Here is a 26976-nt window from a genome sequence, read left to right on the forward strand (position 1 = left end):
TCCCTCTCAATGGGGCGTGATCGATAGGGTGTGACATTTCACTTTCGGTCGAGGCGCGGTGAGGTGAGGCCGGGTTCCGGGGGCGAGCCCGCGCCGGGTGACCGGCCGTCGTCCGAACCGGCTCGGGCGAGTACGCCGAGCGGTACCGGGCGGGCCAACAGCCTTCGTGCGGGCTTCTGTTCGCAGCCGAGGAGTCCGGCGACGGCGGGTTCGCAGATCCGGCCCTGGCACCATCCCATCCCGGCGCGGGTCAACAGCTTGACCGTCCGTACGTCGCCCGCGCCGAGGTCGGCGGCGGCCTCGCGGACGCGGCCCGCGGTGACCTCCTCGCAGCGGCACACGACGGTGTCGTCGGTGATCTGGTCCGTCCAGTGGGCGGGTGGCGTGTACACGGCGTCGAGGGCGGCGGAGAACGAGCGCGCCCTCGCCCGGACCCTGACGGCTCGTGCGGCCGAGCGCGGATCGGGTCCGGTGCCGCGCAGCCGGGCCGCCACCGACCGGCCCGCGAGGTGCCCCTCCGCCAGGGAGAGCACGGCACCACCGATCCCCGTGGTCTCACCGGCGGCCCAGACACCGGGCACGTCGGTGCGCTGCTCGTCGTCCACGTCGACCTTCGTCCCGTCGATACGGCACCCGAGCGCTTCGGCGAGATCGGTGTGCGGGACCATCCCGTGGCCGACGGCGAGCGTGTCGCACGGGATGCGGCGCCCGGTTCCGGGCCGTACGCGCCCGTCGGGGCCGAGCGCGGCGACGGTGACGGCTTCGAGCCGGGCCTCGCCATGGGCTTCCACGACGGTGTGCAGCGGGACGAACGGGACCCGGTGGCGCAGGAGGCGGGCCGCGTACAGGACCGCCTCGGCGACCTTGCCCGGTTCGGCCGCCAGCGCCCCGGCACCGCGCGGCAGCCTTCTCGGATCGAGGGACTCCACGAGCGCGGCGACCTCGGCTCCCGCGGCGGCCAGCCCGGTCGCCACGGGCAGCAGCAGCGGCCCGCTTCCCGCGACGACGGCTCTCGCGCCCGGCACGACGAGACCGCCCTTGAGCATGGCCTGGGCCCCGCCCGCGGTCACCACTCCGGGCAGGGTCCAGCCGGGGAAGGGCAGCACCTTCTCGTATCCACCGGTGGCGAGGAGCACGGCGTCGGCACGCACCCCGACGGAGCGCTCCTGGAGCGGGCCGACGAGGGCGTGGACGGTGAATCCCGGCGGGGCGCCGACGCTCGTCCCGGCTCTTTCGACCAGCCAGACATGATGGTCCGTCAGGTGTTCGACCGTGCCCGCTTCCAGGTGTCCGGCGAGCCCCTGTTCCAGCCGCCGCCATGTGTGCCACCGATGGTGCAGCGCGCGGGGCCGCCGGGCGCCCAGGCCGCTCGCGGGCCGGCGGTAGAACTGTCCGCCCGCCGCCGTGGCCGAGTCGATCAGCGTCACGTGGATGCCGCGTGCCGCCGCGGCCAGGGAGGCGGCGAGACCGGCCGGGCCCGCGCCGATCACCGCGAGGCGGTGGGGTCCGTCAGTCATCGTGGCCGGTGCCTTCCTGTGTGCGGATCGTGTCGCCGGGCGCCAACGTGACCAGACAGGCCCGTTGGTTGGGACGGTCGTTGACGGTGACGAGGCAGTCGAAGCAGACGCCGATGCCGCAGAAGACCCCGCGGGGCAGGCCCGCGTCACGGGTGCTGCGCCACGAGGTGACGCCTTCGGCCCACAGCGCGGCGGCGACGGTCCGGCCGGGCAGCACGTCGACCTCTTGGCCGTCCAGGGTGACGGTGAAGGCGGGGCCGGGTTCGGCCCGTACGAGGTCCAGGGGGTTCACACGGCGTCCCCGGAAAAGGGGGTTCACGCGGCCTCCTCGGGAAAGCGGTCGGGCCGGAACGGCGTGAGGTCGAGGCCGGGCGCCTTGCCCGCCAGGACCCGCGCGAGGAGCTGCCCGGTCCCGGTGGACAGCCCGATGCCGGCCCCTTCGTGACCGCAGGCGTGGAAGAGACCGGGGGCCCGGGGGTCGGGGCCGATGGCGGGCAGATGGTCGGGCAGGTAGGGCCGGAATCCGAGGTAGGTCCGCAGGGCGCGCACCTGCGAGAGGAACGGGAAGAGCCGAACGGCGCCGGCGGCCAGTTCCCGTACCACCGGCAGCGAGAACGACCGGTCGAAGCCGACCCGTTCCCGGCTCGCGCCGATCAGGACCGGGCCGGCCGCCGTCCCCTCCACGACCGGCGAGGTCTGCAGAGCGGCCGAGTCACTGGCGACGTCGGCGACATAGTCCGCGGCGTACACCTTGTGGCGCACCCGGCGCGGCAGGGGCTCGGTGACGAGGACGAATCCCCGGCGGGGCAGGACGGGGAGCGTGACGCCCGCGAGCGAGGCCACCTCGGCACCCCAGGTGCCGGCCGCGTTGACGACGGCGGGCGCGTGCACATCGCCCCGGCCGGTGCGCACTCCGCGGACCGAGCCGTCCCTCGCGCGCAGCACCTCGGTCACGGTGCGGCCGGTCAGCAGCCGCGCCCCCGATGCCCGGAGGAGATGCGCGGCCGCGAGGGCGGGCATCACCTGGGTGTCCTGGGGATAGCGCACGGCGCCCGCGAGTCCCGGGGCCAGGTACGGCTCCAGATAGTGCAGTTGATCGGCGGCGACCGGTTCGGCCAGTACACCGGCCGCTCGCTGACCCGCCGCGAACGCCTCCAGCGCGGCCAGGCCCCCGGGCGTGGACGCCACGACGACGCCCCCCTTGGCCTCGTACTCGATCGCCTTCGCGTGTTCCTCGGCGAGGTCGGCCCACAGACGCCCGGAGAGCAGGGCGAGGTCGAGTTCGGGCCCGGGTTCCTTGTCGGAGACGAGCAGATTCCCCTCGCCCGCGCCGGTCGTGCCGCCGGCCACCGGGCCGCGGTCCACCACGGCGACGTCGAGGCCCTCGCGAGCCGCGTACAAGGCACAGGCGGCGCCCACCATTCCGGCTCCGACGATCACGACATCGCAGGCAACAGGCTGACTCACATCAGTACTATGTCACATAGCTCTGCATTCGGCCCGGAGCCCGACACGAGGAGCGGGCCCGATCCGACGGGCGGGAGCGAGGACAGGAGCAGTGGCCGAGCGGACCCCGACTCCACCCGGGCGTCAACCGGCGCCGCCCGACACCACCTGGCGGCACTTGGCATCACCCGACATCGACTCACCCCGCTCGACATCACCCGGTCCCGCCCGACGCCACGTACGCCACGTGACGACACTTGGCGCTACCTGGCGCCATCCGGCACCACTCGGCGCCACCACACACCCCCATCTGGCACACGGACACCCGTGGCACCACCACGACCCGGACAACACTCTCCGCATTTCTGCAGCTCAGAGGCGCAATCCTCAAAGCGGCCCGACACGGGGAGCCAGCCACGCTTGCGCATGGCGCCACAGTGGTGCCACTATGTCGTCATGGACCTCACACCGTATGTCGACACCTTGCGCCAGGAACTCGCGGTGGCCGCCGAGGCCGGCGGGGAAGAAGCCCGCCAGCTGGCCGAGCGCCTCACCGCTCCGCTGGAGTCGGCGACGCGTCTGACCATGCTCAACGTGCTCTCCGCCGCGATGGACGAGATCACCCGCGAGCTCGCTCCCGGCTCGGTCGACGTACGGCTGCGGGGACTGGACCCCGACTTCGTGGTGACACCGCCGCCTTCCTACGGTGACACCACGGAAGCGGCGGAGGCGCCCGTCGAACCGTTGAGGGCACCGCTGCCCGCCGACGGCGACGAAGGCGGCACCGCCCGCGTCAACCTGCGCCTGCCCGCCCACCTCAAGGCACGCGCCGAGGAGGCCGCGAGCCATGAGGGCCTGTCGGTCAACGCGTGGCTGGTGCGGGCCGTGTCGGCCGCGGTCGACGGCGGAACCCGGCCGCGCGCGACGGGCAGGAACCGCACCATCGGACAGAGCTTCACGGGCTGGGTGCGCTAGCCGCGCCCGCACCCGCACCACTTCACCCACACACCACGTCCCACCTGCGGGGACGACTCGAGGACCCACGAGGACGGTACAGCCATGCCTTCTTTCGACACCCCCGAACCCATCTCGGTCACCGCCGACGTGACCGCCGGCGCCATCCGCCTCACCGCCGCCGACCGACCCGACACGGTCGTCGAGGTGCGGCCCCTCGACCCGAAGAAGGACAGGGACGTACGGGCCGCCGAGCAGACCGAGGTCGTGTACGCGGGCGGCGCCCTGACGGTCAGGACCAAGCAGCGCCACCTGATCGGCTCCAGCGGCGCCGTCGACGTGACGGTCGGCCTGCCCACGGGCTCGCGGCTCGACCTGACCTGCTCCTGGACCCAGGTGCTCGCCGAGGGCCGGTTCGGCGAGGTCCGCGTGAAGACCTCGGCCGGAGACGTGCGCCTCGACACCACCGGCCCGCTGAGTCTGACGGCGTCGCACGGCCTGATCACCGTGGACCGCGTCGAGGGCATGGCCGAGATCACCAGCAGCACCGGCAACGTGCGCGTCGGCACGGTCCTCGGACCCGCCGTCCTGAAGAACGCGCACGGCACCACGACCGTCGGCACCGTGACCGGCGAGCTGCGGGCGAACGGCACCAACGGTGGCATCGACATCGCCCGCGCCGAGGCGTCGGTCACCGGCACCACGACCAACGGGCACCTTCGTGTCGCCGAAGTCGTCGGCGGTGAGATCCAGTTGGAGACCTCCAACGGCTCCATCGAGGTCGGCGTCCGGCGGGGCGTCGCCGCCTGGCTCGACGTGAGTTCCAACCGTGGCCAGGTACGCAACATGCTCGCCTCGTCCGAGGCCCCCGAGGAGACCGAGGGCACGGTCACGGTCCGCGCGCGGACCAACTGGGGCAACATCGACATCCTGCGCGCCAAGTCCTGAACTCCCCGGCCCCGGCCCCGGCTCCGGCTCCGGCCCCTTCCCCCCCTCCAGCACCTGATTCCACCCGGCCTCCGAACGGAGAGCTCCATGCCCTCTTCTGTCATGCCCATGCCCAGCCCTGCTCCCGACCTCGGGCGAGACGGCGGTCCGCTGCCGCCCGCCGCCGTCTCCGCCGTCGGTCTGCGCAAGTCGTACGGCGACAAGACCGTGCTCGACGGCATCGATCTGCGCATCCCGGCCGGTTCCGTCTTCGCGCTGCTCGGACCGAACGGCGCCGGAAAGACCACCACCGTGCAGATCCTGTCCACGCTCATCGCCGCCGACGGCGGGCAGGCCCAGGTCGCGGGCCACGACGTCGCCGCCTCACCCGACGGTGTGCGCGCCGCGATCGGTGTCACCGGGCAGTTCTCCGCGCTCGACGACCTGCTCACCGCCGAGGAGAACCTGCTCCTCATCGCCGACCTGCTGCGTCTCGGCAGGCGCGAAGGACGGTTCCGTGCCAAGGAGTTGCTCCAGCGCTTCGACATCGCGGACGTCGCCGGCAAGCGGGCCGCGACCTTCTCCGGCGGCATGCGGCGCCGGCTCGACCTCGCCATGACGCTGGTCGGCGACCCCCAGGTGATCTTCCTGGACGAGCCCACGACCGGTCTCGATCCGCGCAGCCGCCGCACGATGTGGGACACGGTGCGCTCCCTGGTCGCGGGCGGCACCACCGTGTTCCTCACCACCCAATACCTGGAGGAGGCCGACCAGTTGGCCGACCGGATCGCCGTGCTCGACGGCGGCCGGATCGTCGCCGAGGGCACCGCCGGCGAACTCAAGGCGCAGATCCCCGGCAGCCACGTACGGCTGCGCTTCACCCGGCCCGGCGAGTACGAGCGCGCGGCCGAGGCGTTCCCCGGCGCGGCCCGCGACGACGAGGACCTCGCGCTGCGCGTCGCGGGCGACGGCGGGCTCGACGCGCTGCGCGCCCTGCTCGACCGGCTGGACACCGCCGGTGTCAGGGCCGCCGACCTCTCCGTGCACACCCCCGACCTGGACGACGTGTTCCTCGCCCTGACCGGCGACGGCGCCACCAGGACCGGCACCGGCACCCCGCTTCACGTCTAAGGAGACCCTGCGATGAGCACCCTCGCCTACGCCGTGCACGACTCGATGACGATGCTGCGGCGCAACCTCAAGCACGCGATCCGCTATCCGAGCGTGTCGCTCGGCGCCGCCATGATGCCGATCCTGATGCTGCTGCTGTTCGTGTACGCCTTCGGCGACTCGATCGGCGCCGGAATGGGCGGCGGCCGGGACGCCTACCTGGAATACCTGACGCCCGGCATCATCATCATGGGTGTGGCGGCCGGGGCGATGTCGACCTCGATCGCGGTCTGCTCGGACATGACGGAAGGCATCATCAACCGCTTCCGCACCATGAACATCACTCGTTCGTCGTTCATGACGGGCCATGTCGTCGGCAGCGTCCTCCAGACGATGGTGAGCATGATCCTGGTCGTGGGCTTCGCGCTCGCCATCGGCTTCCGTCCGGACGCGAGCCCGCTCGAATGGCTCGCCGCCGCCGGTCTCCTCGCGGCCGTCGCGTTCGCGGTGACCTGGCTGTCGGCGGCGCTCGGCCTGATCTCCAAAACCGTCGAGTCCGCGAGCAACAAGCCGCTGCTGGTCCAGTTCCTGCCGTTCCTCGGCTCCGCGTTCGTGCCGGCCGACTCGATGTCCCCGGGCCTTCGCTGGTTCGCCGAGAACCAGCCCTTCACACCGATGACCGAGACGCTGCGCGGTCTGCTCTCCGGCTCGGCGATCGGTGACAACGGCTGGATCTCGCTGGCCTGGTGCGCCGGGATCAGCCTGGTCGGCTACGTCTGGTCGCGCTCGCTGTTCAACAGCACGACCAAGCGCTGAGAACCCGCCCTTCGACCTGCCGGTGGGGGGGGGGGGGGGGGGGGGCGCGCGGGGCCGCCCCCCCCCCCCCCCCCCCCCCCCCCCCCCCCCCCCCCCCCACCGGCGTGGACCGGGTTCCCGGCAAAGGCAGTTCGTCGGCCCGGTCAGATCCGGCTCTCGGTGGCCGTGTCCGCGGACAGCCGCTGGGCCGCGTAGATCGGGATCACGGAGAGCAGGACGAGCACGGCCGCCACGACGTTCACGACCGGGGCCTGCTGGGGCCGGGTCATGTTGTTGAAGATCCAGATCGGCAGGGTCTCGATGCCGGGCCCGGCCGTGAACGTCGTCACGACGATCTCGTCGAAGGACAGCGCGAAGGCGAGCAGTCCGCCGGCCAGCAGCGACGAGCGCACCAGCGGGAAGGTCACGTCCACGAAGGCCCTGAAGGTGTCCGCGCCCAGGTCCATCGCGGCCTCCTCGTACGTGCCGGACGTACGGCGCAGCCGCGCGACCACGTTGTTGAAGACGACGACGATGCAGAAGGTCGCGTGACCGACGATCACGGTGAACATGCCGAGTCCGACGCCGAGCGGTTCGAGCACCGTGCTGAACGCCGAGTTGAGGGCGATGCCCGTGACGATGCCGGGCAGCGCGATCGGCAGGACGACCACGAAGGAGATCGCGTCCCGGCCGAAGAAGCGGTGCCGGGCGACCGCGAAGGCGATCAGCGTGCCCAGGACCAGCGCGATGGCCGTGGCCCCGAGGCCCGCCTTGACCGAGACCCACAGCGCCGAGCGGGCCCCCTCGTTCTCCCAGGCGACCGACCACCAGTGGAAGGTGAGCCCGGACGGCGGCCAGCTCGCGCTGCGGTCCCGGTTGAAGGAGTTGACCAGGACGAGGGCGAGGGGCACGTAGATGAACGCGAAGCCGAGCCCGGCGGCGACGCGCAGCGCGATGCGCGCGGGACGGGAGAGTTGCACAGCGGGCTCCTCAGAGACTGCTCAGGGCACCGGTGCGGCGCATCGCGAGGAGGTACACCACGATGACCACGACGGGGACCGTGCCGAGCGCGGCGGCCATGGGCAGGTTCAGTTCGATGTTGGAGTAGACGACGTTGCCGATGAGCTGGGTCTTGCCGCCGACGATCTGCACGGTGATGTAGTCGCCGAGGCTGAGCGAGAAGGTGAAGACCGAGCCGGCGGCCACGGACGGCAGGACCATCGGCAGCACCACCGACCGGAAGGTGCGGGCGGCCCCGGCGCCCAGGTCCGCCGACGCGTCGAGCAGGTTGGCGGGGAGCTGCTCCAGCGCGGTGTGGATCGGCAGGATCATGTACGGCAGCCAGAGGTAGGTGAGCGCGATGATCGCCGCGACCTGGCCGTACCCGGGTCCGCTCAGTCCGAGGGGCTTCAGCATCCAGTCGGCGAGGCCGTCTTGGGAGAGGATCAGCCGCCAGGCGTACACCTTGACGAGGTAACTGGCCCACAGCGGCGTGAGGATGGCGACGACGAGCAGCGGGCGCCGGGCGGGCTTGGCGATGCGCGCGGTGTAGAAGGCGACCGGGAAGGCGATCACCGCGCACAGGACGGTGACCGCGAGGGCGACGCCGATGCTGCGCAGGATCACCTGCCGGTACACGGGCAGGGTGAACAGCTGATGGAAGTTGTCGGCCGACCAGACCTTCACGACCTCGGAGGTGAAGGAGTTCGTCGTCCAGAACGCCGAGACGAACAGCACGGCCAGCGAGCCGAGATAGAGCACCGCCAGCCAGAGCAGGGGTGCGGTCAGCAGCAGGGACAGCCGCAGCCGGGGGCGCCGGTGCAGGGTCCCGGCGAGCCGCCGGACGGGGGAGCGTCCGGCGGCCTGCGCGGTGGTGGTCATCGCTCGGTCAGCCCTTGATCTCGGTCCAGGCCTGGACCCACTTCGCGTACGGGACGCACTTGACGTCGGTGCGGCCGTCGAGGCACTGCTCGATGGGCGTGTTCCAGAACGCGATGTTCTTCCAGTAGCTCTCGTCCGTGGCGTGGAAGGTGTCGCAGAAGGACTTGTCGCTGGTGTACCCGCACGCCTGGGCGTTGGCGGGCGCCTCACCGAAGTACTCGGCGACCTGGGCGTTCACCTTCGGCGAGATGATCCAGTCCATCCACTTGTAGGCGCAGTTGGGGTGCTTGGCCTCGGCGGAGACCATCCAGGTGTCGGACCAGCCCGTGGAACCCTCCTCGGGCACGACGGCCTTGATCTTGGCGCCCTCGCCGGCCGTGAGGTTGGCGATGACCTGCCAGGTGGTGCCGACCACGGAGTCGCCGCTCTTGAAGGCGGAGATCTCCTTGAGGTAGTCGCTCCAGTACTCCCCCACGTTCGCGTTCTGCTTCTTCAGCAGGGCGACGGCCGCGTCGAACTGCTTCTGGTCGAGGGCGTAGGGGTCCTTGATCTTCAGCTCGGGCCTGGCCGACTTCAGATAGAGCGCCGCGTCGGCGATGTAGATCGGCGAGTCGTACGCGGTGACGTGGCCCTTGTTCGCCGAGGCGTCGTCGAAGACCGCGGACCATGAGGTGGGGGCGGGGGTGACCTTCTCGGTGTTGTACATCAGGAGGTTGGCGCCCCGGCCGTGCGGGATGCCGTACATCCGGCCGTCGACGGAGTTCCAGGCGCCCTTCTTCAGGCCGCTGAAGACGTCCTTGTAGTTCGGTACGAGACCGGTGTTGACCGGGGCCGCGTCGCCCGAGGCGATGAGGCGCAGGGAGGCGTCTCCGGACGCGGAGACCGCGTCGTACTGCCCGGTCTTCATCAGCTTGACCATCTCGTCGGAGCTGGCGGCCACCTTGGAGCTGACCTGGCAGCCGGTCTGCTTCTCGAAGTCGCTGACCCAGTCGGTTTCGGGGTCGTTGGAACCGTCCTCGACATAGCCGGCCCAGGCGATCAGGTTGACCTGGCCCTCGGTCTTGCCGAGCTTCGACTGCGCCTTGAGGTCGGGCGGGTTGAAGCCGGTGGACGCGGAGGAGCCCGTACCGGACGATCCGCAGGCGGTGGCCGCGAGGAGCACCGCGACAGCGGCGGCGGCCTTGAGGGTTGGGGTGAGGCGCACGGCGTACTCCATACGTGACGGGGGAATGAGCGTGGAAGTCAGCTGGGGTCGGGGACCTGGAAGGCGTGGCGGCGGTGCCACCGGAGCCGGACCCGGGTGCCGCGCAGGGCGGCGACGTCCTCGGAGGAGGTCTCCAGGTTCTGCTGGAGCGCGGTGAGGCGGCCGCCCGCGTCGAGGTCCACCAGGAAGCGGGTGGCGTCGCCCAGGTAGACGACCTCGGCGACGGTTCCGGTGGCCGTGGAGTGGTCCGGTTCCGTGACCGTGCCGGGCTCGGCCGCCTCCGTGAGGACCCGGATCTTCTCCGGCCGGATGCTGTACGTGCCCGGGGCGCCGACGACCTGCTGCGCCGACCGGCCGTCGAGCAGGTTGGAGGTGCCGACGAAGCCCGCGACGAACGCGGTGGCGGGGCGTTCGTAGATCTCGGCGGGGGTGCCGACCTGTTCGACGCGGCCCTGGTTGAAGACGGCGACGCGGTCGCTCATCGTCAGGGCCTCCTCCTGGTCGTGGGTGACGAACACGAAGGTGATGCCGACCTCGCGCTGGATCGCCTTGAGTTCGACCTGCATCTGCTCGCGCAGCTTGAGGTCGAGGGCGCCGAGGGGTTCGTCGAGCAGCAGGACACGGGGGCGGCCGACCAGTGCCCTGGCCAGGGCGACGCGCTGGCGCTGGCCCCCGGAGAGCTGGGCGGGGCGGCGCCCGCCGAACCCTTCCAGGCGTACGTCGGCGAGCGCCTTGCGTGCCCGGACCAGGCGCTCCGCCTTGGGCACCTTGCGGACCTTGAGGCCGTAGGCGACGTTCTCCTCGACGGTCATGTGCGGGAACAGGGCGTAGTCCTGGAAGACGGTGTGCACGTCCCGTTCGAAGGGGGCGAGGCCCGTGACCTCCTGGCCCGCCAGTTCGATCCGGCCCTCGGTCGGGCTCTCGAATCCGGCGATCATCCGCAGCACGGTCGTCTTGCCCGAGCCGGACGGACCGAGCATCGAGAAGAACTCGCCGTCGGCTATCTCCAGATCGACTCCGGACACGGCGGTCGTGTCACCGAACGCCTTTCGCAGGCCCTGGAGCCGGATCGCCTTTGCCTCCATGGGCGGGGAACCTTTCTGGTGCAGAGGTACGTTTGCAACACTGACCGGAAAGATATGAAGCCATAGTTCAAACTTCAAGACCCCTTTAGAGTAAAGGTTGAGTCAACGCACAAGGTGGTGACCGTGAAGCAACACAGGGGCGACGGCGTCCGCAGAGCCGTCTTCACTCCCGTGGACAACCGCGCGCGCGTCGAGACGGTCGTACACCGGATCGGCGACGCCATCGAACTCGGGCTGCTCGCCGACGGCGAGCAGTTGCCGGGGGAGATGGAGCTGGCCGGACAGCTCGGCGTGTCCACGGTCACCCTGCGCGAGGCCCTGATGGCCCTGCGCCAGCAGGGACTGGTCACCACGCGGCGCGGGCGCGGCGGCGGCAGCTTCGTGTCGCTGCCCGAAGTACCGGGCCAGGAAAGGCTGCTGGCCAGGCTCGCCGAATGGAGCACCGAGGAACTGCGGGACCTGGGCGACCACTGGGCGGCCGTGTCCGGAGCGGCTGCCCGGCTCGCGGCGCAGCGCACGGAACCGGACGACCTCAAGGCGCTGTGGCGCACCCTGGACGACCTGTCGTCCGCCGAGGACGCCGCCGCCCGCAGCCGTGTCTACGGCCGCTTCCACGTCGAGCTCGCCGCGGCGGCGCAGTCCGCCCGGCTGACCCGTGAACAGGTCGTGCTGCAGACGGAGGTGGGCGCGCTGCTGTGCCTCGTGCTCGGGGACGACGAATATCGTGAAGAAGTCGCAGACCGTCACCGCTCCGTAATCTCGGCCGTGCAAGATGGGGCCCACGATGCGGCCAGAGCACTGGCCGAGCGGTGCGTGGTGGACTCGACGGCGCGGCTCATCACCCTGCGCCTCTCGATGCCGCGTGCCGCTTCAGGCAGGCGTCCCCTGGAGGGCACCCATGAGCAGGAGCCCCGGCCGGGCCGGCGCGACGGCGACGCTTGACGCTCCCGAGGCGGCCGTGGCCGCGCGGGTCCGCGGCACCCTGGAGGCCGTCTTCGACGCGGTCGCCGAGACCCGGGACCAGGCTGCCGCGCTGCTCACCCGCCTCGCCGCCGAGGGCCGCCGCCCCGCGACGGTGCATCTGGCGGCCCTGCGTCCGGGACTGCATCTGCGGCTCACCCGCCAGGAGTTGGTGTCGGGCACCGGTTTCGTGGCGGCGCCGGGGCTGCTCGGTGACGTACCGGCGTGGCTGGAATGGTGGCAGCAGGACTCCGGCGGTGGCGTACGGCCGCTGCTGCTCGACCTCGATCCGGCGCGCTCCGCGTACTCGGACTACACGCACTGGGACTGGTTCGCCCTCCCCCGCGACACGGGGCGGCGCGCGGTCGCCGGGCCCTACGTCGACTACCTCTGCTCCGACGAGTACAGCCTGACCCTGTCCGCGCCGGTCCACGTGGAGGGCCGGTTCGTGGGGGTCGCCGCGGCCGACGTGTATCTGCGGCACTTCGAGGCCGAGGTCGTCCCTCTCCTGCAACGGCTGCCCGGGGCCGCCTACCTGGTGAACGCGCGGGGCCGGGTGGCCGCGTCCGCGGACCCCGCCCATCTGGCCGGATCGCTCACCAGGGGACCGGACTTCGCGGCCGTGCTGGCGTCGGCCCGGAGCACGCGCCACGGGGACCTGCGGCTCGTGCCCTGCGACAGCGTGCCGCTCGTCCTCGTGACGCCGGCCGGCTGAACGGGCACCGTCCCGAGCCACCCGCGCGCCCCGCACGTGCGCCGTCCGGGCGATTCGCGCCGGTGCGGACGCCCTGCGACTACGCGCGTCACACCGCGCGAAGCTCCGCCGCGCCGTTGCGCGTCCTGCGTGCTCTGCGCGGTCCGCCGGTGACCGGCCGGACCGCCTCGCGCAGCACCAGGGTCATCCGCGAATAGCCCATGCCCTGAAGGGCCTTGGGAGTCTCGTCGACGATCCGGCAGTCCGTGCTGCCCCAGCGGGGGTCGGGGTGGACCAGCGGGCGCACGGCTCCGTCGTGCTCGACCCCGCGCGGGCCGACCGCCTCGATCCAGTGCGGCAGGCCGTGCCGATAGGCGGCGTCCATGATCGGGTCCTGCGCGATGTCCCGGCGGATCGCCTGGAGCCCGCGGTCCTGGCCGTTGCGCTCCACCGCTGCGGCGAAGTGCGCGAGCATCGGCAGACACCAACTCGACTCGTGCTCACCGAGAATCGATCCCGCGTCCGGATGAAACAGGACGAAGCGCAGGAAGTTGTCGCCCGGCATGGCGGTCGGATGCGCGCCGACGCCGTCGAAAAGTGTCTCGAAGGCGACGTTGGACAGCACGACGTCCCAGCGGTCGTCGAAGACGAAGGAGGGGAAGGGCACGGCTTCGAGGAGCGTGGCGTAGTCCTGGAGGTACGCCTGCGCTTCGAGACTCTCGGGGACAGGTCGCGGCTGGGACCGCTGCCTTCCTGCCTGGTACGCCATCGGGAGGTCACCCCTCTTGCCTCTGCGGCCTTCACGCGGCGCCCCGATCCTGCTGCCCCGGGGACAGGCGTGTCAACTATCGTGGCATTTGGCGCTTGTTGACGGCTGAATCTCGCCACAGTTGTGGCGAGACCTGGATGTGAGTTCGAGCGAGCGGCTAGGCTCCGGTTGGTCCCCGGCTTTGCCGTCGGGATGGTTCCTGACCCTCGTGTCCACATGGTTCCCGAACTTCGTGAGAGCCACCTGAGAGAGACGTAGGAGATCTGTCGGTGACGGATGGCTTCGAGGTTCCGTGCGCCACGGCGACGGTTCTGCTGCAGGCCGTCGTGGCCAGGGTCACCGCACTCGCCGACCGGCTCGGCGTGCCGCACGCCGAAGTCTTCGACATCCGGCGGCTGTCGGCCGAGTCCGGTGTCCCCGAACCCGTGGCGAAGGCCCTGCTGAACGGCCGCCCCGCCGGCGAACCCGACCTTCAGGCACGCTTCCTGCAACGCCTCGACCTGCTGCGCCGCACCCGGCTCAAGCCCAACGGCCGCCGCTACACGCAGCAGGAGATAGCGGACGGCGCCGGTATGTCGCGCCAGCAGGCGGGCGCCCTCATCAACGGCGACCGGCGCCCCACCATGGAGCACTGCGACGCGATCCAGCGCTTCTTCCGGGTGCACGCCGGATTCCTCACGGCCGAGGACTCCGAAGCACTCGTGGGCGCCCTCCAGCGGTCGGAACAGGAGCTCCTGCAACGGCTCGCCGACCGCGAACGCGCCGCGGTCTCCGTCGCCCACGATCCGCTCGAACGGCTGCTCCTGGACCACGGCGTCCGCGGAATCGCCTGGCGGGCCGCGCAGTTGCCCACCGACCAGCACCGGGACAAGGTCGCGGAATGGCTGGACATGCTCCTGGAGAGCGTCAAACGGCCAGAGTCGTGAGCCGGGGGAGATCAGTGGGCATCGGAAGGGAAATGCGCCGCCTGTGCGGCGAGCTGGTCTCGGAGCTCTCGCTCCCCGCGCCGGCGGCCCCCACCGACCTCTACACCGCGCTGTGCGGCGCGATGAGCCGGCGCCGCGGCCGTCCCGTCCAGTTCCGTACGGCCGCGTTCCCGCCCGGCACCGCCAGCGGACTGTGGCTCGACATGGCCGAACAGGACCTGGTCGTCATCGAGGAACGCACGGCGCCCGACCACCAGTTGGTCATCCTCGGCCACGAGCTGTGGCACATGAAGGCCGGACACTGCAGCCATCACGTCGACGGCACGGCCGTCGCGGCGCGCTTACTCGGCGACGGGGCCGACCTCCAGGCCACCGTCCTGAAAGTGGCGGCACGCACCCGCTTCGACCTCGCCGACGAACAGGAGGCCGAGAGCTTCGGTCTTCTGCTCGCCAGCAAGTGCCGTACCTGGCTGGCCGGTTCCTCACTGCGCGGCCCGGTGCAGCGGCACGGTCTGGCCGGCCGCATCGAGGCCTCCCTGGGCTGTCGCGGGCCGCGAGGCTGAAGGTCCCGGGGCATGGACGGATCGAGCTACTACATCCCGGCCGTCGCCATGGGCGCGGCGATCGCGTTCAAAGGGCCCTCACTCCTGCGCGGCTGGCGCGACCCGCTGCTGCGTTCCGTCGGCGTACTCCTCGCCCTCGCGGGCCTGGTGTTCCTCTTCGCGGCCCCGCCGACCATCGCCGCGGTCAACGACGTCACCGGGATACCCAACGTCTCGGCCCCCCTCGTCTACTGCCTGCTGAGCGCCTACAGCGCCTCGTGCCTGGTGCTGATCATCAACTGGCGCGGCGGACCGCCCGAGGTGACCCGGCGGCTCTCCCTCCGCTGGACCCTCGGCTACACCGTGGTCGGCCTGGCACTGATCGTCCTGTTCGTCCTCGGGGACGCCTCCGTCGAACGGCTGCGCGACCTCGACACGTACTACGCCAACACCCCGTTCATCCGCGAGATGATCGTCCTGTATCTGGCGTCGCTCACGGTCGCCGGTGTCGCGATGAACATCATGTGCTGGCGCTGGGCGATCCAGGTCCGCGGCCGGCTGCGCGCCGGGCTGGTGATCATCGCCTTCGGGTCACTGTGCAACATCCCTTACTCGGCGGCCAAGTTCACCGCGGTGGTCGCCCGCTGGAACGACACGGACCTGGACGGCCTCAGCACCAATGTGGCCCCCCTGCTCGCCTCGGCCGGGGCCCAGATCACCGCCGTCGGCTTCTGCCTCCCCCTCGCCTGGCGGCGTATCGAGGACAGCTGGAACACCTGGTCGACCTATCGCCGGCTCGGCCCGTTGTGGCGCGAACTGAAACCGGTCTCCGTGCCGGAGGACCGCGCGGTGCGGATGTCCTGGTGGTCGCCCGCCGAACTCCAGGTCACCCAGCGGGAGTCCGACATCCACGACGGCATGCTGAGCCTCTACCCCTACTTCGACTCCGAGGTGCGCTCCCGGGCGTACGGAGCCGCGGTCGCGGCGGGCTCCTCCGCCGCCGAGGCGCATGCCGAGGCGGACGCGGCGATGGTGACCGTGGCGGTGCGGGCCAGGGCCGCGGACCCGGAGGGCCGTGTCATCAGCTCGGCCGAGACCGCGGAGGCGCCGCCCGCGACCGGATCCACGTTCGCGCACACCGACGGGCGGCGTGACCTCGTGCGCATGTCGAACGCGCTGCGCCACTCGCCGGTCGTCGCGGCCGTCCGGGGCCGGACGGCGACCGGGCCCGAGCACGACACCCGCGAACGAACCGGCTGACCCCGCCCACGGTCCCCCGTCCGGTCCTCAGGTCGCGCTGCGTTCGCTCGCCTCGCGCAGGTCCCGCTCCACCTCGCGGTTGCGGACGGTGTCCGGCTGCCCCGCCGCCGTACCCGGGCGCCCGGCACGCAGCAGCTCCCGCCAGTGCTCGCGGCTCCAGTCGGCCGGACCGGTGGTGGCCGTGAACTCCTCGACCAGGGCGAGGAAGCGCGCCGGATCGCTGTGGAACGGGAAGTGGCCCGCTCCCTCGAAGATCTCCAGGCGGCTGCCCGGCATGGCCGCGTGCGCTCCGTGGGCGTGCCGCACCGGTACCACGCTGTCCCGGTCCCCCCAGAGCAGCATGGTGGGCATGCCCTCGGTGAGATAGCAGCGGTCGAGCATGGTGACCGCCTGGCCGCGCCAGTCGACCACGGCCCGCAGGGTGCGGATGAACGCGCTGCGGGAGGTCGCGTCGGGCAGCGCGTCCACGAGGTTCAGCAACGACGGGGCGTCCTGGGCCAGATCGGCGTCGAGCAGACGCATCAGACGCAGGAACAGACCCACGTTCAGCCGCATGCCGGGCAGCCGCAGCGCGGAGAGCAGCAGATGGGCTCCCGGCAGCGACACGGCACGCAGGACGGGGTTGACCTCGCCGCCGACACCGCCCGCGCCGACCAGGATCAGCCGCTCGGTGCGCTCGGGGAACTGGTAGGCGAACTGCATCGCCACTCCCCCGCCCAGCGAATGCCCGACCAGGGTGGCGGACTCGATGTCGAGCGTGGCGAGCAGATCGCGTACGCCGTTGGCGTAGGCGGCCACCGAGTAGTCGGCGCGCGGTTTGTCGGACGCGCCGTGGCCGAGCAGGTCGGGCGCGATCACGGTGTGGGTGCGGGCGAGGTCGGGGATCAGCTCCGCCCAGGTCGCCGAGGAGTCGCCTATGCCGTGGATCAGGACGAGCACCGGGCCCTGCCCCGCCATCCGGTAGGCGCGCCGATAGCCGTGCACGAGGCGGTGCCGCAGACGCAGTTCTCCGTCACCGACCGAACGCAGCCGCGCGGTGCGCCGCGGCTGCCGGGGCTGTACGTCGACCACGGGCGAACCTCCCGTTCCCAGGCCACCGCTAAGGCGGCTCCCGAGCCGCCGGCCGGCGGCCTGCGAGGCCGTCCGGTGGGCGGCCCCGCTCTCCCCTCCAGCGTAGGGGCCCTGTTCCACCAGGGGTTTCCGTGAGGTTTCGCCTCCGCTAAGCGGGCGAACCTCCAGGGGCCGAAACCGGATTGTCAGTGGCGGACGGCAAGCTGGGTTCAGGACCAGTGTCACGACAAGCCGACCAGGGAGAGCCGTCCGATGCCGACCGCCGTACTGACCGACCACGAACGCGCCGCCGTGCAGGCCTACCTCCGCCTCCTCCAGACGGTACGAGCGGCTTTCGACGGCCCGCCGGACAAGAGCCGGCCGCCCATGGTCCCGCCCGTCGTGCTCGCCGAGACGGAACGGGCTCTGAAGGCGGCGGGCCTCGCGGGCAACGAGGACGCGTTCTTCGAACTGCTGCACGCCTGGTGCCCGGAACCGGGCTGACCGCGCGCGGTCGGCGCCGGGACCCGTGCCGGGGTGGCGACGTACGGTCAGGCGCCGGACCCCGGCACCGGGCCCGGCCCCGTGTGCGGGACCGTGACCGCCGTCGCGACCAGGCCGCCCCGGACCGTCCAGCGGCCGGTGAAGGTCTGGACGGCAAGTCCGTCCACCACGGGCCCCGGGACGAGGAGTCGGGCCCTCAGGTCTCCCGAGAGGCCGTCCGTGACGGGCGCCCGGTCGAGGGAGATGTCGATGTCCGCCCCGGAGAAGTCGAGCCACTCGCCGGTGAGCGGGAACCACGCCTTGTAGACCGACTCCTTGGCGCTGAACAGCAGCCGGTCCCAGTGGACGGCGGGCACCCGGGCGCCGAGCCGGTTCAGACGGTCCGTCTCACCGGGCAGCGCGACGGCGTCCAGGACGTCGTCGGGGAGTGCCAGATGGGGTTCGGCGTCGATGCCGAGGGAGGCGAGATCGCCGGCGTGGGCGAGCGCGGCCGCGCCGTAGCCCTCGCAGTGGGTCATGCTGCCGATGACGCCCGCCGGCCACCGCGGGGCCCCGCGCTCGCCCGGCAGCACGGGCCCCGGGGCCACACCCAGCTTCTCCATGGCGCGCCGGGCACAGACGCGCACGGCGGCGAACTCGCGGCGCCGCTTGTCCACGGCCCGGGTCAGGACCGCCAGTTCCTCGGGGTACAGACTCGCGTCCCCGGCCGGATCGTCACCGTGGCTCTCCACGGCCACCACCGACTCCGGAAGCAGCTCCTCCATCACCGGTTTTGACCTCCATCGGCAGAATGCGGCGCAGCGTGCCCGGCGGACCCGGTCGCTTACGCCATTCTCGCGGATAACCCACCGACACCTCTTCGAACCGGACGCCCTCGTGCCAGGTGGTCCGGGGGATGTGCAGATGCCCGTACACCATGGTCTCGACACGGAACCTGCGGTGCCAGTCGGCGGTCGCCGCCGTGCCGCACCACATGGCGAACTCGGGGTGCCACAGGACGTCCATCGGGTGACGGTCCAGGGGGTAGTGGTTGACCGGGACGACCGGCAGCCCCTCGGGGATCTCGGCGAGTCTGCGCCCGGTCTCGGCCACCCGGGCCCGGCACCACTCCTCGCGGCTCGGATACGGGTCCGGGTGCAGCAGGTACTCGTCCGTGCACACGATGCCCGTCCCCTGGGCGTACGCGAGCCCCTCCGCCTTGGTGGCACAGCCCTGCGGCAGGAAGGAGTAGTCGTAGAGCAGGAAGAGCGGCGCGACGACGACGGGGCCACCCGGTCCGTTCCAGACGGGGTAGGGGTCCTCGGGGGTGACGACTCCCAACTCCCTGCACAGGGCGACCAGATGCTCGTAGCGGGCCACTCCGCGGAGCTGGACCGGATCCTTGGGATGGGTCCACAGCTCATGGTTGCCCGGCACCCAGACGACCTTGCGGAAGCGGTCGGCCAGCGTCCGGAGGGTCCACCGGATGTCCTCGACGATCTCCCCGATGTCACCGGCCACCAGGAGCCAGTCCTGGTCCGTCCCGGGACGCATGTTCTCGACCAGGGCGCGGTTCTCGGGGTAGCCGATGTGCAGGTCGCTGATGGCCAGCAGGTTTCCGGCATCGCCGTCTGTCGGCCGCACGCGCCACCCCCGTAGAAAGCGAATGCCAACACAACAGCACACGCTCCCGCCGAGGGACAAGGAGGCCCGGTCGGGCAGGCAGCCGAATCCGTAACATCCCTGTAGCAGCATCAGGGTCCCGCGACCCTTATGATCGCCCCAACACCACCGCTCGAATCTCCTTCGGCGTGCGACGGCTCGGTGTACCTCCCCTACCCCTGGCCGGGCCCGGCCCGCTCCGCCGTGCCCGCGAACCCTGAATGGTGGCTTGCATGGGCTCTCGCGTACGCGTCTGGCTCAACCGCACGTACGCGGAGAACGTGTTCTTCATGGACCAGCTGCGAAATAACCCGCAGCACCGCGCGGTCGAGATCCACGCCACCCACGGCGACGCCGACTCCCCCGTCCTGGCCGCCGCCGACACCGCCGAGCCGGAGCCCGAGGGCCTGTCGCCGCGCGCCTACGTCGAGTACGCCCTCGACATGTGCGCCCGCCGTTCCATCGACGTGTTCGTTCCGGTCCTGCACCAGGACGCGATCGTGGCGCAGCGCGCCGAGTTCGCGGCGCTCGGTACGGCGCTGCTGGCCCCGCCCGCGGAGGCGGTCGCGGTCTTCCACGACAAGGCCGTCGCGTACCAGGCCGTGGAGGCCGTGGGTATTCCCGTTCCCCCGTGGTGGCGGGTCCGTACGGCGGAGGAACTGGTCGCGGCGGTCGAGGAGTTGGAGGCCGCGGGCGAGCGGGCCTGCTTCAAGCCGGCGGCGGGCGCGGGCGGGGTGGGCTTCCGGATGATCACCCGTTCCCCGTTCTCGCTCATGCACCTCAACGGCTTCCCGAGCGCGTACGTGCCTCTGGACCTGGTGGTGGAGGCGCTGCGCACGGCCGAGGAGCCCGTCGACTGGCTGGTGATGCCGCACCTCGGACAGCCGGAGGTGTCGGTGGACTGCCTCACCGGGCCGGACGGCCGGGTCCGTATGGCCATCGGGCGCACGAAGAACGGCCGGCGCCGCGGATTCACGCTCGACGACGCGTGGACCGGGCCCGCCCGGCTGCTCGCCGAGGCGTTCGGGCTGCACTACCTGTCCAACATCCAGTTCCGCATGTACGGCGACGAGCCGGTGCTGATGGACGTGAACACCCGTCCGGCGGGCGGGCTGCACCAGATCGCCCAGTGCGGGGTCAACGCCCCTTGGGCCGCTGTGCAGTTGGCGCTGGGCGAGGAGCCGGGCGAGCTGGTCCCGCCGTTCCTCGGACCGGACTACACGGTGGTCGCGGGGCCGCGCCCGGTACGTCCGGTACCGCTGCCCGCGCAGCGGCCCGACCCGGGCGCGCCCACCCTGTCCGCGATGCCGGCGCAGGCCACGGAGCCGGCGTCCGCGCAGTCCGCCCCGGCCGAGGCGACCGCCTCCGCCGTTCCCGCCCAGGCCACCACGGCCGCCACGGCCGCGATCGCGCCCGCCTAGGGTCAGCGCCCACAGCTCCCGACTCCCCACCCCCCTTTACCGGTCTGGACCAATTCCCGCGCAGTGTCTTGACAGCGGGATTGGTCCATACCAACTTGGTTGCGCACCTCTCTGCACTCCCGAACACCCCCATATCCCCAGGGAGATCGCGTGCGCATGACCATGCTCAGACGTTCCAGACATCGTTTCCTCGCCCTGCTGGGCACGGCCGCGCTGGCCCTCGCCGGCACGGTCGCCCTTCCGGGTACGGCCGAGGCGGCCAACGTCCTGTCCAACCCCGGATTCGAGACCGGCGGCCTCTCCCCCTGGTCCTGCTCCGGCAACCTGGGGTCGATCGTCTCCAGCCCCGTGCACGGTGGCTCCAAAGCCCTTGCGGGGGCGGCTAGTTCGAGCGACACCGCGCAGTGCACCCAGACCGTCGCGGTCCAGCCGAACACGACGTACAGCCTCTCCGGCTGGGTGCGCGGCAGCTATGTCTACCTCGGTGTGGACGGCGGCGCCTCGACCTGGACGACGTCCCCGTCGGCGTACAGCCGGCTCGCCGTGTCCTTCACCACCGGCGCCTCGCAGACCAGCGCCAAGATCTACCTCCACGGCTGGTACGCGCAGGGCACCTACTACGCCGACGACGTCAGCCTCGACGGTCCCGGCGGCGGTGGCAGCGACACCCAGGCGCCGACCGCGCCCACCAACCTGACGTCCACCGGCAAGACGTCCTCCAGCGTCTCGCTGTCGTGGAACGCGTCGAGCGACAACGTCGGCGTCACCGCGTACGACGTCTACAGCGGCTCCAGCAAGGTGCTCAGCGTGTCGGGCACGAGCGGCACCGTCAGCGGACTGTCCGCGAGCACCGCCTACTCGTTCACCGTCAAGGCGCGTGACGCGGCCGGGAACACCTCCGGAGCCTCCAACTCCGTGAGTGTCACCACGAGCGCGGGCGGCGGGGGCGGCACCGGCTTCAAGCAGGCCGCTCCCTATCTCTACGAGGGCTGGGGCGATCCCCCGAACCCGACCACGGTGATGAACGCGACCGGGATCAAGTGGTTCACGATGGCGTTCGTGCTCGACTCCGGTGGCTGCAACCCGGCCTGGGACGGCAGCCGTGCGCTGACCGGCGGTGTCGACCAGACGGCGATCAACCAGATCCGTTCCGCGGGCGGTGACATCGTCCCGTCGTTCGGCGGCTGGCAGGGCAGCAAGCTCGGCGCCAACTGCTCCTCGGCGAGCGCGCTCGCCGGCGCCCTGCAGAAGGTGATCGACGCCTACGGCCTCAAGGCCATCGACATGGACATCGAGAACACCGACGAGTTCGAGAACGAGGCCGTCCAGGCGAGGATCCTGACCGCGCTGAAGACCGTCAAGGCCAACAACCCCGGCCTGAAGACGATCATCACCTTCGGCACCTCGACGACCGGACCGACCTACTACGGCAACCGGCTCATCGAACAGGCGCAGTCCCTGAACGCGAACATCGACGTCTTCACCATCATGCCGTTCGACTTCGGCGGCGGCTCCGACATGTACGGCAACACGGTCAACGCCACCGAGGGGCTGAAGACCAAGCTGAAGTCGACCTTCGGCTGGGACGACGCCACGGCCTACTCCCACATCGGCATCTCCGGCATGAACGGTCTGTCCGACCAGCAGGAGAACACGACCCCGGCGATCTGGACCTCGATCCGTGACTGGGCCAACTCCCATCACATCGCCCGGCTCGCCTACTGGTCGGTCAACCGCGACCGGTCCTGCCCCGGGGGCGGTGTGGTGAGCAACTGCTCCGGCATCAGCCAGAGCACCTGGCAGTTCACGTCGATCACGGCCGGCTTCACGGGCTGACGGCGACGAAGCGAACACGGCGGGCCGCCCGGTGAATCCGGGCGGCCCGTTCCCTTCCGGTGTGCCCCGTTCCCTTCCCGGGCGGCACCACCCGCGTGAGCCGCTTCCGACCCGACCGGGCTCATGTCAGATAGGCCAGCCCCGGGTGTACGGCCGTGTAGCCGTCGAGCAGGGCGTGTGCCACGTTCACGGAGTCGACGAGCGGGTGCAGGGCGAAGGCCTTCACCGCGGTCGTACGGGAACCCGACTCGGCCGCGGAGAGCACCTCCCGCTCCACCGCCTTGACCGCGCACACCAGTCCGGTGGCGTGGCCCGGCAGCGGGTCGACGGTGACGGGGTGCGCGCCGTTGGCGTCCACCAGACACGGAACCTCGATGACGGCCTCGGCGTCGAGGACGCTCAGCGTGCCGCGGTTGCGGACGTTGAGGATCAGGGTCGTCCGTTCGTCGCGGGCGATGGCCCGCATCAGTGCGAGCGCCACCTTCTCGTAGCCGCCGGAGAGGTCGTCGTCCTCGCGTTCCCCGGCACCGGCGGCGTCCCGGTTCTCGGCCATGTACGTCGCCTCGCGCTCCGCCCGGGTACGGTCCCAGGCGGTCAGGGCCGCCGCGCCGGGGCGCCTCATCTCCTCGTAGAAACCGGCCTGCTGGTCGCGCAGAAACGCGCCGCGCGTCTTCTCGGCCCGCTGGTAGGCGCGGACGGTCTCCCGGTTGAAGTAGTAGTAGTGCAGGTATTCGTTGGGGACCGCGCCGAGGGACTGGAGCCACTGCGGGCCGAAGAGCCGGCCCTCCTCGAAGGAGCCGAGCAGGTCGGGGTCGGCGAGCAGACGCGGGAGTTCGTCGCGGCCCGCGACGCGCAGACCGCGCACCCAGCCGAGGTGGTTGAGCCCGACGTAGTCGATCCACGCCTCGCCCGGGTGCGCGCCGAGGACCCGGGCGATCCGGCGGCCGAGGCCGACCGGGGAGTCGCAGATGCCGATCACCCGGTCGCCGAGGTGGCGGGACATGGCCTCGGTGACCAGTCCGGCCGGGTTGGTGAAGTTGATGACCCAGGCGTCGGGCGCGAGCCGGGCCACCCGTCGCGCGATGTCCACGGCGACGGGCACGGTGCGCAGGCCGTACGCGATGCCGCCGGCGCCGACCGTCTCCTGGCCGAGGACGCCCTGGGCGAGGGCGACACGCTCGTCCGCCGCCCGGCCCTCCAGACCCCCGACGCGGATCGCGGAGAAGACGAAGTCGGCGCCGCGCAGGGCCTCGTCGAGGTCGGTGGTGACGGTCACCTCCGGTGCGTCCGGGTCCCCGGCCGCCTGCTCGGCGAGGACGCGGGCCACGGCGGAGAGCCGTCCCGCGTCCAGGTCGTGCAGCACGACCCGGGTGACGCGGCCCTCGGCCCGGTCCCCGAGGAGTGCCCCGTACACGAGCGGGACACGGAATCCGCCGCCGCCCAGAATCGTCAGCCTCACGCAAGTACCACCTTCGCAGTTCGTGCGGGGACACAGGCCGCACGGCGAGGGAGTACGCCACGACCGCCTGTTTCACCCACGTCTTCCAGGAATCAGCGTGCCATCGCGTCCACGGGCTCGTCCGTCACCGCCACGTCGCGTCCTCGTGCCGCGGACTCGCCCCCTCGCACGCGACGGGCAGCGACGAGGGTGGACCCGCCGACCACTGGGCGCCATCGAGTCGACCCCAGGGCTTCAGGACGGTTTCATCCGGGGGTCCTGGGACCGCGCCATTCTCCGACGCGTGAGCGACGGAAGACCGTCCGGGCACGGTGGCGCGGGACCGTACGACAACGGTGCCACGGCGAGGCCCCGCCGCCGGGCGTACGACGGCGACCGCGCGACGGATGCGGCCACCGCCGCCCGCGCGTCGAACGCGCCTTCCCCGTCCCGTCGTCCATGACCCTCCGACCTAGGGACCACACGACCATGACCGAGCAGCAACTGCCCGCCTGGGCCGATCCGTCCGTCTCCCCCGCCGCGCTGGACCCGCAGGGCCTGTCGCGGCGCGGGCTGCTGCGCGGCGCGGGCCTGTTCGGGGCGGCCTTCGCGGCCGGCTCGCTCGCCACGCCCGCGGCGGCGTCCCGGAGAGGCTACGGCGGCAGCGACCCGCGCCTCGCCTATCTCGTGGGCGACCATCACATCCACTCCGTCTACAGCCACGACGCGAAGTACACGTTCTCCCGACTCGCCCGCGCCGGGGCCGAGTACGGTCTCGACTGGATGGTCTTCAACGAGCACTCCAACTTCGGGCACGCCTCCTACGGCGCCCGGCTGGAGCACCGGGAGATCCTGGAGGCGCGCGCCGCGAACCCGCGCCAGCTGATCTTCCAGGGTCTGGAGTGGTACATCCCGGCCGCCGAGCACGCCACCGTCTTCGCCGCCCCCGGACCGCACGAGGTGGACCTGCTCACCCAGTTCGAACTCGCCTACGACGGAAAGCTGCTGGGCTACACGGCGGGTTCGCCGACCAGCCCCGACACGGCCCGCAACGAGGCGCACGCGGTCAAGGCGATCCAGTGGCTGGCCGAGCGGCGCCGTACCGGATACGTCGACGACGTGCTGGTCCTCGCCAACCACCCGTTGCGCCTGGGTATCGACTCCCCGCACGAGATGCGCAACTGGCGCGACGCGGCCCCCGAGATCATGATCGGCATGGAGGGCGCGCCCGGCGCCCAGGGCGGCGGCATCCCCGGCTGGGTGGGCTCGGGCCGACAGCGCGGCGAGTACGTCAACAAGCCCTCGGAGAGCTCCTTCGCCGGTTACCCGGAGGACGCGTACGTCCTGTACGGCGGGTTCGACTGGATGACGGCCACGGTCGGCGGCATGTGGGACGCGATGCTCGCCGAGGGCCGGCTGTTCACCATCACCACCAACTCCGATGTGCACCGCGTCGTCTTCGACACCTGGAAGAACGGCGACTGGGCGCCCGGACAGAACTTCGACAACACCGGGCACGTCCCCGACCCGGTCGACACCGGCATCCCGCAGCCGGGCGGCGACTTCTGGCCCGGCCAGTTCAGCCGCACCCATGTCGGCGTGACCCGCTACGGCTACCGCTCGGTGATGGCGGGCCTGCGCGCGGGCCGGGTCTGGCTGGACCACGGCCATCTGCTGGACGGACTCGACGTCCGCCTGAAGCGGGACCACGACCACGGGGCGGGCGTCACCCTGGGCGGCCGGATCCGCGTCCGCAAGGGCGACCGGCTCACCCTGTCGGTCACCGTGACGACGGCCTCACGCCCCAACGCCCATGGAATCCTGCCGGAGTTGGCGCACGTCGACGTGATCCGCGGCGCGGTGCGCGGCCCGGCGGCCGACCGCGACGCCTGGCGGGCCCCCGACACCAAGGTCGTCCGGACCGTGGACGTGAGCGGCCGCGAGGGGACGTACACCCTGCGCTTTCCGCTGACCGCCGGGGACGAGTCCTTCTACGTCCGGCTGCGCGGCAGCGACGGCAACAGGAACGGCGCCGGATACCTCGGTGCGGCGATCGACCCGCACGGCCCGATTCCGCACGTGCCCGGAAACGGTGACCCGTGGGTCGACACATGGTTCTATTCCAACCCGGTGTTCGTCGATGTGGAAGGCTGCTGATGAAGCGTCATTTAATATCCACTGCCTGCCTGTTGGGGGCTCTCACGGTCGGCGTGAGTACGTCGGCCGCGGTAGCCGGCGAACCCGTGTGGACCGAGACCGGCACTTCGTACGTCGACTCGCTGAGCGGTGGACAGGGGCTGGCGAGCCGTGCGGACGGCTCGCTGCTGCACCGCGGGCTCGCCTCCATCCCGCTCGTCCTGCGCGTCAAGGGCTGGAACCACGTGGGTGACCCGGACATCGCCCGGGGTTCCGTGTTCGACGCCTACCAGGGGCCCGACACGGCGACCTCGAAGATGTTCGCCGTCACCACACCCGCGGGCAAGCGGTTCGAGTACGTCCACCGGCTCGACCCGGGCGAGAAGCTGAACAACTCCTTCGCGACCGTGTCGCCCGACGGCCAGTGGCTGGTGTCCGGCGAGTGGGGCGACCAGAACCGGCTCCAGGTCTTCCCCGCCCCGCTGCTCAACCCGTCGACCCCGCCCACCGGCGGCACCCTGCCGGGGGCCGGCCAGATCACCCTCGACAGGCCCGTCCGCGACATCCAGGGGTGCGACTTCGTCGACGACACCCGGCTGCTCTGCGCCTCCGACGACAGTTCGCGCGCGCTCTTCCCCGAGGACCGGCCGCTGCTCCAGGTCGACCTGGAGCGGAAGGTGGACGGTCGGCCGGTCACGGGACACGTCACCAGCCTCTTCGCCCTGCCGCAGCGCAGCCTGTGCACGGACGGGACGTACGAGGCCGAGGGCGTCGACTACGACACGGCGAGCGGGACGCTGCGCGCCGCGGTGGTCCAGCCCGGCACGTGCGGCGTCGCGACCTCCGTGTACGCGTACCAGCTCAGGTAGGAGGCCGACGC

26 protein-coding genes are annotated in these 26976 nt (G+C 71.5%); 14 read left to right on the top strand and 12 right to left on the bottom strand.

What is annotated here, in order from left to right; translation table 11 throughout:
• Positions 1–38: 38 nt before the first annotated feature.
• Genes ACFYW9_RS32835 through ACFYW9_RS32845 form a run of 3 tightly spaced genes read right to left on the bottom strand, consistent with a single transcriptional unit; the run spans position 39 to position 2984 of the window.
• The gene (locus ACFYW9_RS32835; protein ID WP_389158143.1) at positions 39–1517 is read right to left on the bottom strand and encodes an FAD-dependent oxidoreductase; all 1479 of its coding nucleotides are present in this window, start codon (positions 1515–1517) and stop codon (positions 39–41) included.
• Positions 1510–1809: a (2Fe-2S)-binding protein gene (locus ACFYW9_RS32840; RefSeq protein WP_389158233.1), complete on the bottom strand. Its 300-nt coding sequence runs from the start codon at positions 1807–1809 to the stop codon at positions 1510–1512. Before ACFYW9_RS32840 ends, ACFYW9_RS32835 begins: the two co-directional genes overlap by 8 nt.
• A 23-nt stretch (positions 1810–1832) precedes the next feature.
• Complete coding sequence (locus ACFYW9_RS32845) at positions 1833–2984, bottom strand: NAD(P)/FAD-dependent oxidoreductase (RefSeq protein WP_389158146.1); 1152 nt, start codon at positions 2982–2984, stop codon at positions 1833–1835.
• Positions 2985–3419: 435 nt separating this feature from the next.
• On the opposite strand from ACFYW9_RS32845, the gene ACFYW9_RS32850 reads away from it, so the two are divergent.
• The 4 genes from ACFYW9_RS32850 (at position 3420) to ACFYW9_RS32865 (ending at position 6770) form a co-directional block, all read left to right on the top strand.
• Entirely contained in the window at positions 3420–3938 is a 519-nt protein-coding gene (locus ACFYW9_RS32850) for a toxin-antitoxin system HicB family antitoxin (protein ID WP_351873142.1), read from the top strand.
• Between the two features lie 84 nt (positions 3939–4022).
• Positions 4023–4865: a DUF4097 domain-containing protein gene (locus ACFYW9_RS32855; RefSeq protein WP_389158149.1), complete on the top strand. Its 843-nt coding sequence runs from the start codon at positions 4023–4025 to the stop codon at positions 4863–4865.
• Between the two features lie 87 nt (positions 4866–4952).
• Positions 4953–5975, top strand: coding sequence for an ATP-binding cassette domain-containing protein (locus ACFYW9_RS32860; protein WP_389158152.1), 1023 nt, complete (start codon positions 4953–4955; stop codon positions 5973–5975).
• A gap of 12 nt (positions 5976–5987) precedes the next feature.
• Complete coding sequence (locus ACFYW9_RS32865) at positions 5988–6770, top strand: ABC transporter permease (protein ID WP_389158155.1); 783 nt, start codon at positions 5988–5990, stop codon at positions 6768–6770.
• Between the two features lie 143 nt (positions 6771–6913).
• Here the strand turns inward: ACFYW9_RS32865 and ACFYW9_RS32870 are convergent, their stop codons facing one another.
• Genes ACFYW9_RS32870 through ACFYW9_RS32885 form a run of 4 tightly spaced genes read right to left on the bottom strand, consistent with a single transcriptional unit; the run spans position 6914 to position 10919 of the window.
• Positions 6914–7729 (bottom strand): ABC transporter permease, encoded by an 816-nt coding sequence (locus ACFYW9_RS32870; RefSeq protein WP_351873153.1) that lies wholly within the window; start codon positions 7727–7729, stop codon positions 6914–6916.
• A gap of 10 nt (positions 7730–7739) precedes the next feature.
• The gene (locus tag ACFYW9_RS32875) at positions 7740–8630 is read right to left on the bottom strand and encodes an ABC transporter permease (RefSeq protein WP_351873156.1); all 891 of its coding nucleotides are present in this window, start codon (positions 8628–8630) and stop codon (positions 7740–7742) included.
• Between the two features lie 7 nt (positions 8631–8637).
• Positions 8638–9846, bottom strand: coding sequence for an ABC transporter substrate-binding protein (locus ACFYW9_RS32880; RefSeq protein WP_389158160.1), 1209 nt, complete (start codon positions 9844–9846; stop codon positions 8638–8640).
• Positions 9847–9872: 26 nt separating this feature from the next.
• Entirely contained in the window at positions 9873–10919 is a 1047-nt protein-coding gene (locus ACFYW9_RS32885) for an ABC transporter ATP-binding protein (RefSeq protein ID WP_389158163.1), read from the bottom strand.
• Between the two features lie 123 nt (positions 10920–11042).
• On the opposite strand from ACFYW9_RS32885, the gene ACFYW9_RS32890 reads away from it, so the two are divergent.
• A complete protein-coding gene (locus ACFYW9_RS32890; protein ID WP_389158166.1) occupies positions 11043–11861 on the top strand; it encodes a FadR/GntR family transcriptional regulator in 819 nt (272 codons plus the stop codon).
• Complete coding sequence (locus ACFYW9_RS32895) at positions 11818–12594, top strand: cache domain-containing protein (protein WP_389158169.1); 777 nt, start codon at positions 11818–11820, stop codon at positions 12592–12594. The genes ACFYW9_RS32890 and ACFYW9_RS32895 overlap by 44 nt, the downstream gene beginning before the upstream one ends.
• Before the next feature lie 88 nt (positions 12595–12682).
• Here ACFYW9_RS32895 and ACFYW9_RS32900 read toward each other — a convergent pair whose 3' ends face one another.
• Positions 12683–13342, bottom strand: a complete 660-nt coding sequence (locus tag ACFYW9_RS32900; RefSeq protein WP_326784505.1) for a hypothetical protein — start codon at positions 13340–13342, stop codon at positions 12683–12685.
• Between the two features lie 269 nt (positions 13343–13611).
• Here ACFYW9_RS32900 and ACFYW9_RS32905 point away from each other — a divergent pair, with 269 nt between their 5' ends.
• The 3 genes from ACFYW9_RS32905 to ACFYW9_RS32915 are packed head-to-tail and all read left to right on the top strand — an operon-like array spanning position 13612 to position 16070.
• On the top strand, positions 13612–14268 hold the full coding sequence (locus ACFYW9_RS32905; RefSeq protein ID WP_351873170.1) for a helix-turn-helix transcriptional regulator: 657 nt from the start codon (positions 13612–13614) through the stop codon (positions 14266–14268).
• A 32-nt stretch (positions 14269–14300) separates the two neighbouring features.
• Positions 14301–14831: a toxin-antitoxin system, toxin component gene (locus ACFYW9_RS32910; protein ID WP_351873231.1), complete on the top strand. Its 531-nt coding sequence runs from the start codon at positions 14301–14303 to the stop codon at positions 14829–14831.
• Between the two features lie 12 nt (positions 14832–14843).
• The gene (locus tag ACFYW9_RS32915) at positions 14844–16070 is read left to right on the top strand and encodes an MAB_1171c family putative transporter (RefSeq protein ID WP_389158173.1); all 1227 of its coding nucleotides are present in this window, start codon (positions 14844–14846) and stop codon (positions 16068–16070) included.
• A gap of 27 nt (positions 16071–16097) precedes the next feature.
• On the opposite strand, the gene ACFYW9_RS32920 is transcribed toward ACFYW9_RS32915, so the two are convergent.
• Positions 16098–17141, bottom strand: a complete 1044-nt coding sequence (locus ACFYW9_RS32920; RefSeq protein WP_351873176.1) for an alpha/beta hydrolase — start codon at positions 17139–17141, stop codon at positions 16098–16100.
• Between the two features lie 252 nt (positions 17142–17393).
• Between ACFYW9_RS32920 and ACFYW9_RS32925 the strand changes: the two genes are divergently transcribed.
• Positions 17394–17624, top strand: coding sequence for a hypothetical protein (locus ACFYW9_RS32925; RefSeq protein ID WP_389158176.1), 231 nt, complete (start codon positions 17394–17396; stop codon positions 17622–17624).
• A gap of 47 nt (positions 17625–17671) precedes the next feature.
• Here ACFYW9_RS32925 and ACFYW9_RS32930 read toward each other — a convergent pair whose 3' ends face one another.
• Both ACFYW9_RS32930 and ACFYW9_RS32935 read right to left on the bottom strand, forming a co-directional pair.
• Positions 17672–18391, bottom strand: coding sequence for a 4'-phosphopantetheinyl transferase (locus ACFYW9_RS32930; protein WP_389158179.1), 720 nt, complete (start codon positions 18389–18391; stop codon positions 17672–17674).
• Positions 18339–19247, bottom strand: a complete 909-nt coding sequence (locus tag ACFYW9_RS32935) for a metallophosphoesterase family protein (protein WP_389158182.1) — start codon at positions 19245–19247, stop codon at positions 18339–18341. The genes ACFYW9_RS32930 and ACFYW9_RS32935 overlap by 53 nt, the downstream gene beginning before the upstream one ends.
• A gap of 251 nt (positions 19248–19498) precedes the next feature.
• On the opposite strand from ACFYW9_RS32935, the gene ACFYW9_RS32940 reads away from it, so the two are divergent.
• Together ACFYW9_RS32940 and ACFYW9_RS32945 are read left to right on the top strand one after the other, a co-directional pair.
• A complete protein-coding gene (locus ACFYW9_RS32940) occupies positions 19499–20686 on the top strand; it encodes an ATP-grasp domain-containing protein (RefSeq protein ID WP_389158185.1) in 1188 nt (395 codons plus the stop codon).
• A gap of 156 nt (positions 20687–20842) precedes the next feature.
• A complete protein-coding gene (locus ACFYW9_RS32945; RefSeq protein WP_389158188.1) occupies positions 20843–22522 on the top strand; it encodes a carbohydrate binding domain-containing protein in 1680 nt (559 codons plus the stop codon).
• Between the two features lie 121 nt (positions 22523–22643).
• Here the strand turns inward: ACFYW9_RS32945 and ACFYW9_RS32950 are convergent, their stop codons facing one another.
• Entirely contained in the window at positions 22644–23981 is a 1338-nt protein-coding gene (locus ACFYW9_RS32950; RefSeq protein ID WP_389158191.1) for a 6-phospho-beta-glucosidase, read from the bottom strand.
• A gap of 468 nt (positions 23982–24449) precedes the next feature.
• Here ACFYW9_RS32950 and ACFYW9_RS32955 point away from each other — a divergent pair, with 468 nt between their 5' ends.
• Positions 24450–26117: a histidinol-phosphatase gene (locus ACFYW9_RS32955; RefSeq protein WP_389158194.1), complete on the top strand. Its 1668-nt coding sequence runs from the start codon at positions 24450–24452 to the stop codon at positions 26115–26117.
• On the top strand, positions 26117–26965 hold the full coding sequence (locus ACFYW9_RS32960) for a hypothetical protein (protein WP_389158197.1): 849 nt from the start codon (positions 26117–26119) through the stop codon (positions 26963–26965). Before ACFYW9_RS32955 ends, ACFYW9_RS32960 begins: the two co-directional genes overlap by 1 nt.
• Positions 26966–26976 lie beyond the last annotated feature (11 nt).

The sequence above is a fragment of the Streptomyces sp. NPDC002698 genome (genome assembly GCF_042888945.1).
Taxonomy (GTDB): domain Bacteria; phylum Actinomycetota; class Actinomycetes; order Streptomycetales; family Streptomycetaceae; genus Streptomyces.

Bases quoted from the DNA above. Each gene is read 5' to 3' on its own strand.
- ACFYW9_RS32865 (WP_389158155.1), top strand. From the start codon at position 5,988: ATGAGCACCCTCGCCTACGCCGTGCACGACTCGATGACGATGCTGCGG.
- ACFYW9_RS32940 (WP_389158185.1), top strand. From the start codon at position 19,499: ATGGGCTCTCGCGTACGCGTCTGGCTCAACCGCACGTACGCGGAGAAC.
- ACFYW9_RS32855 (WP_389158149.1), top strand. From the start codon at position 4,023: ATGCCTTCTTTCGACACCCCCGAACCCATCTCGGTCACCGCCGACGTG.
- ACFYW9_RS32960 (WP_389158197.1), top strand. From the start codon at position 26,117: ATGAAGCGTCATTTAATATCCACTGCCTGCCTGTTGGGGGCTCTCACG.
- ACFYW9_RS32910 (WP_351873231.1), top strand. From the start codon at position 14,301: ATGCGCCGCCTGTGCGGCGAGCTGGTCTCGGAGCTCTCGCTCCCCGCG.
- ACFYW9_RS32895 (WP_389158169.1), top strand. From the start codon at position 11,818: ATGAGCAGGAGCCCCGGCCGGGCCGGCGCGACGGCGACGCTTGACGCT.
- ACFYW9_RS32915 (WP_389158173.1), top strand. From the start codon at position 14,844: ATGGACGGATCGAGCTACTACATCCCGGCCGTCGCCATGGGCGCGGCG.
- ACFYW9_RS32955 (WP_389158194.1), top strand. From the start codon at position 24,450: ATGACCGAGCAGCAACTGCCCGCCTGGGCCGATCCGTCCGTCTCCCCC.
- ACFYW9_RS32860 (WP_389158152.1), top strand. From the start codon at position 4,953: ATGCCCTCTTCTGTCATGCCCATGCCCAGCCCTGCTCCCGACCTCGGG.
- ACFYW9_RS32850 (WP_351873142.1), top strand. From the start codon at position 3,420: ATGGACCTCACACCGTATGTCGACACCTTGCGCCAGGAACTCGCGGTG.
- ACFYW9_RS32925 (WP_389158176.1), top strand. From the start codon at position 17,394: ATGCCGACCGCCGTACTGACCGACCACGAACGCGCCGCCGTGCAGGCC.
- ACFYW9_RS32875 (WP_351873156.1), bottom strand. From the start codon at position 8,630: ATGACCACCACCGCGCAGGCCGCCGGACGCTCCCCCGTCCGGCGGCTC.
- ACFYW9_RS32880 (WP_389158160.1), bottom strand. From the start codon at position 9,846: ATGGAGTACGCCGTGCGCCTCACCCCAACCCTCAAGGCCGCCGCCGCT.
- ACFYW9_RS32885 (WP_389158163.1), bottom strand. From the start codon at position 10,919: ATGGAGGCAAAGGCGATCCGGCTCCAGGGCCTGCGAAAGGCGTTCGGT.
- ACFYW9_RS32835 (WP_389158143.1), bottom strand. From the start codon at position 1,517: ATGACTGACGGACCCCACCGCCTCGCGGTGATCGGCGCGGGCCCGGCC.
- ACFYW9_RS32945 (WP_389158188.1), top strand. From the start codon at position 20,843: ATGACCATGCTCAGACGTTCCAGACATCGTTTCCTCGCCCTGCTGGGC.
- ACFYW9_RS32900 (WP_326784505.1), bottom strand. From the start codon at position 13,342: ATGGCGTACCAGGCAGGAAGGCAGCGGTCCCAGCCGCGACCTGTCCCC.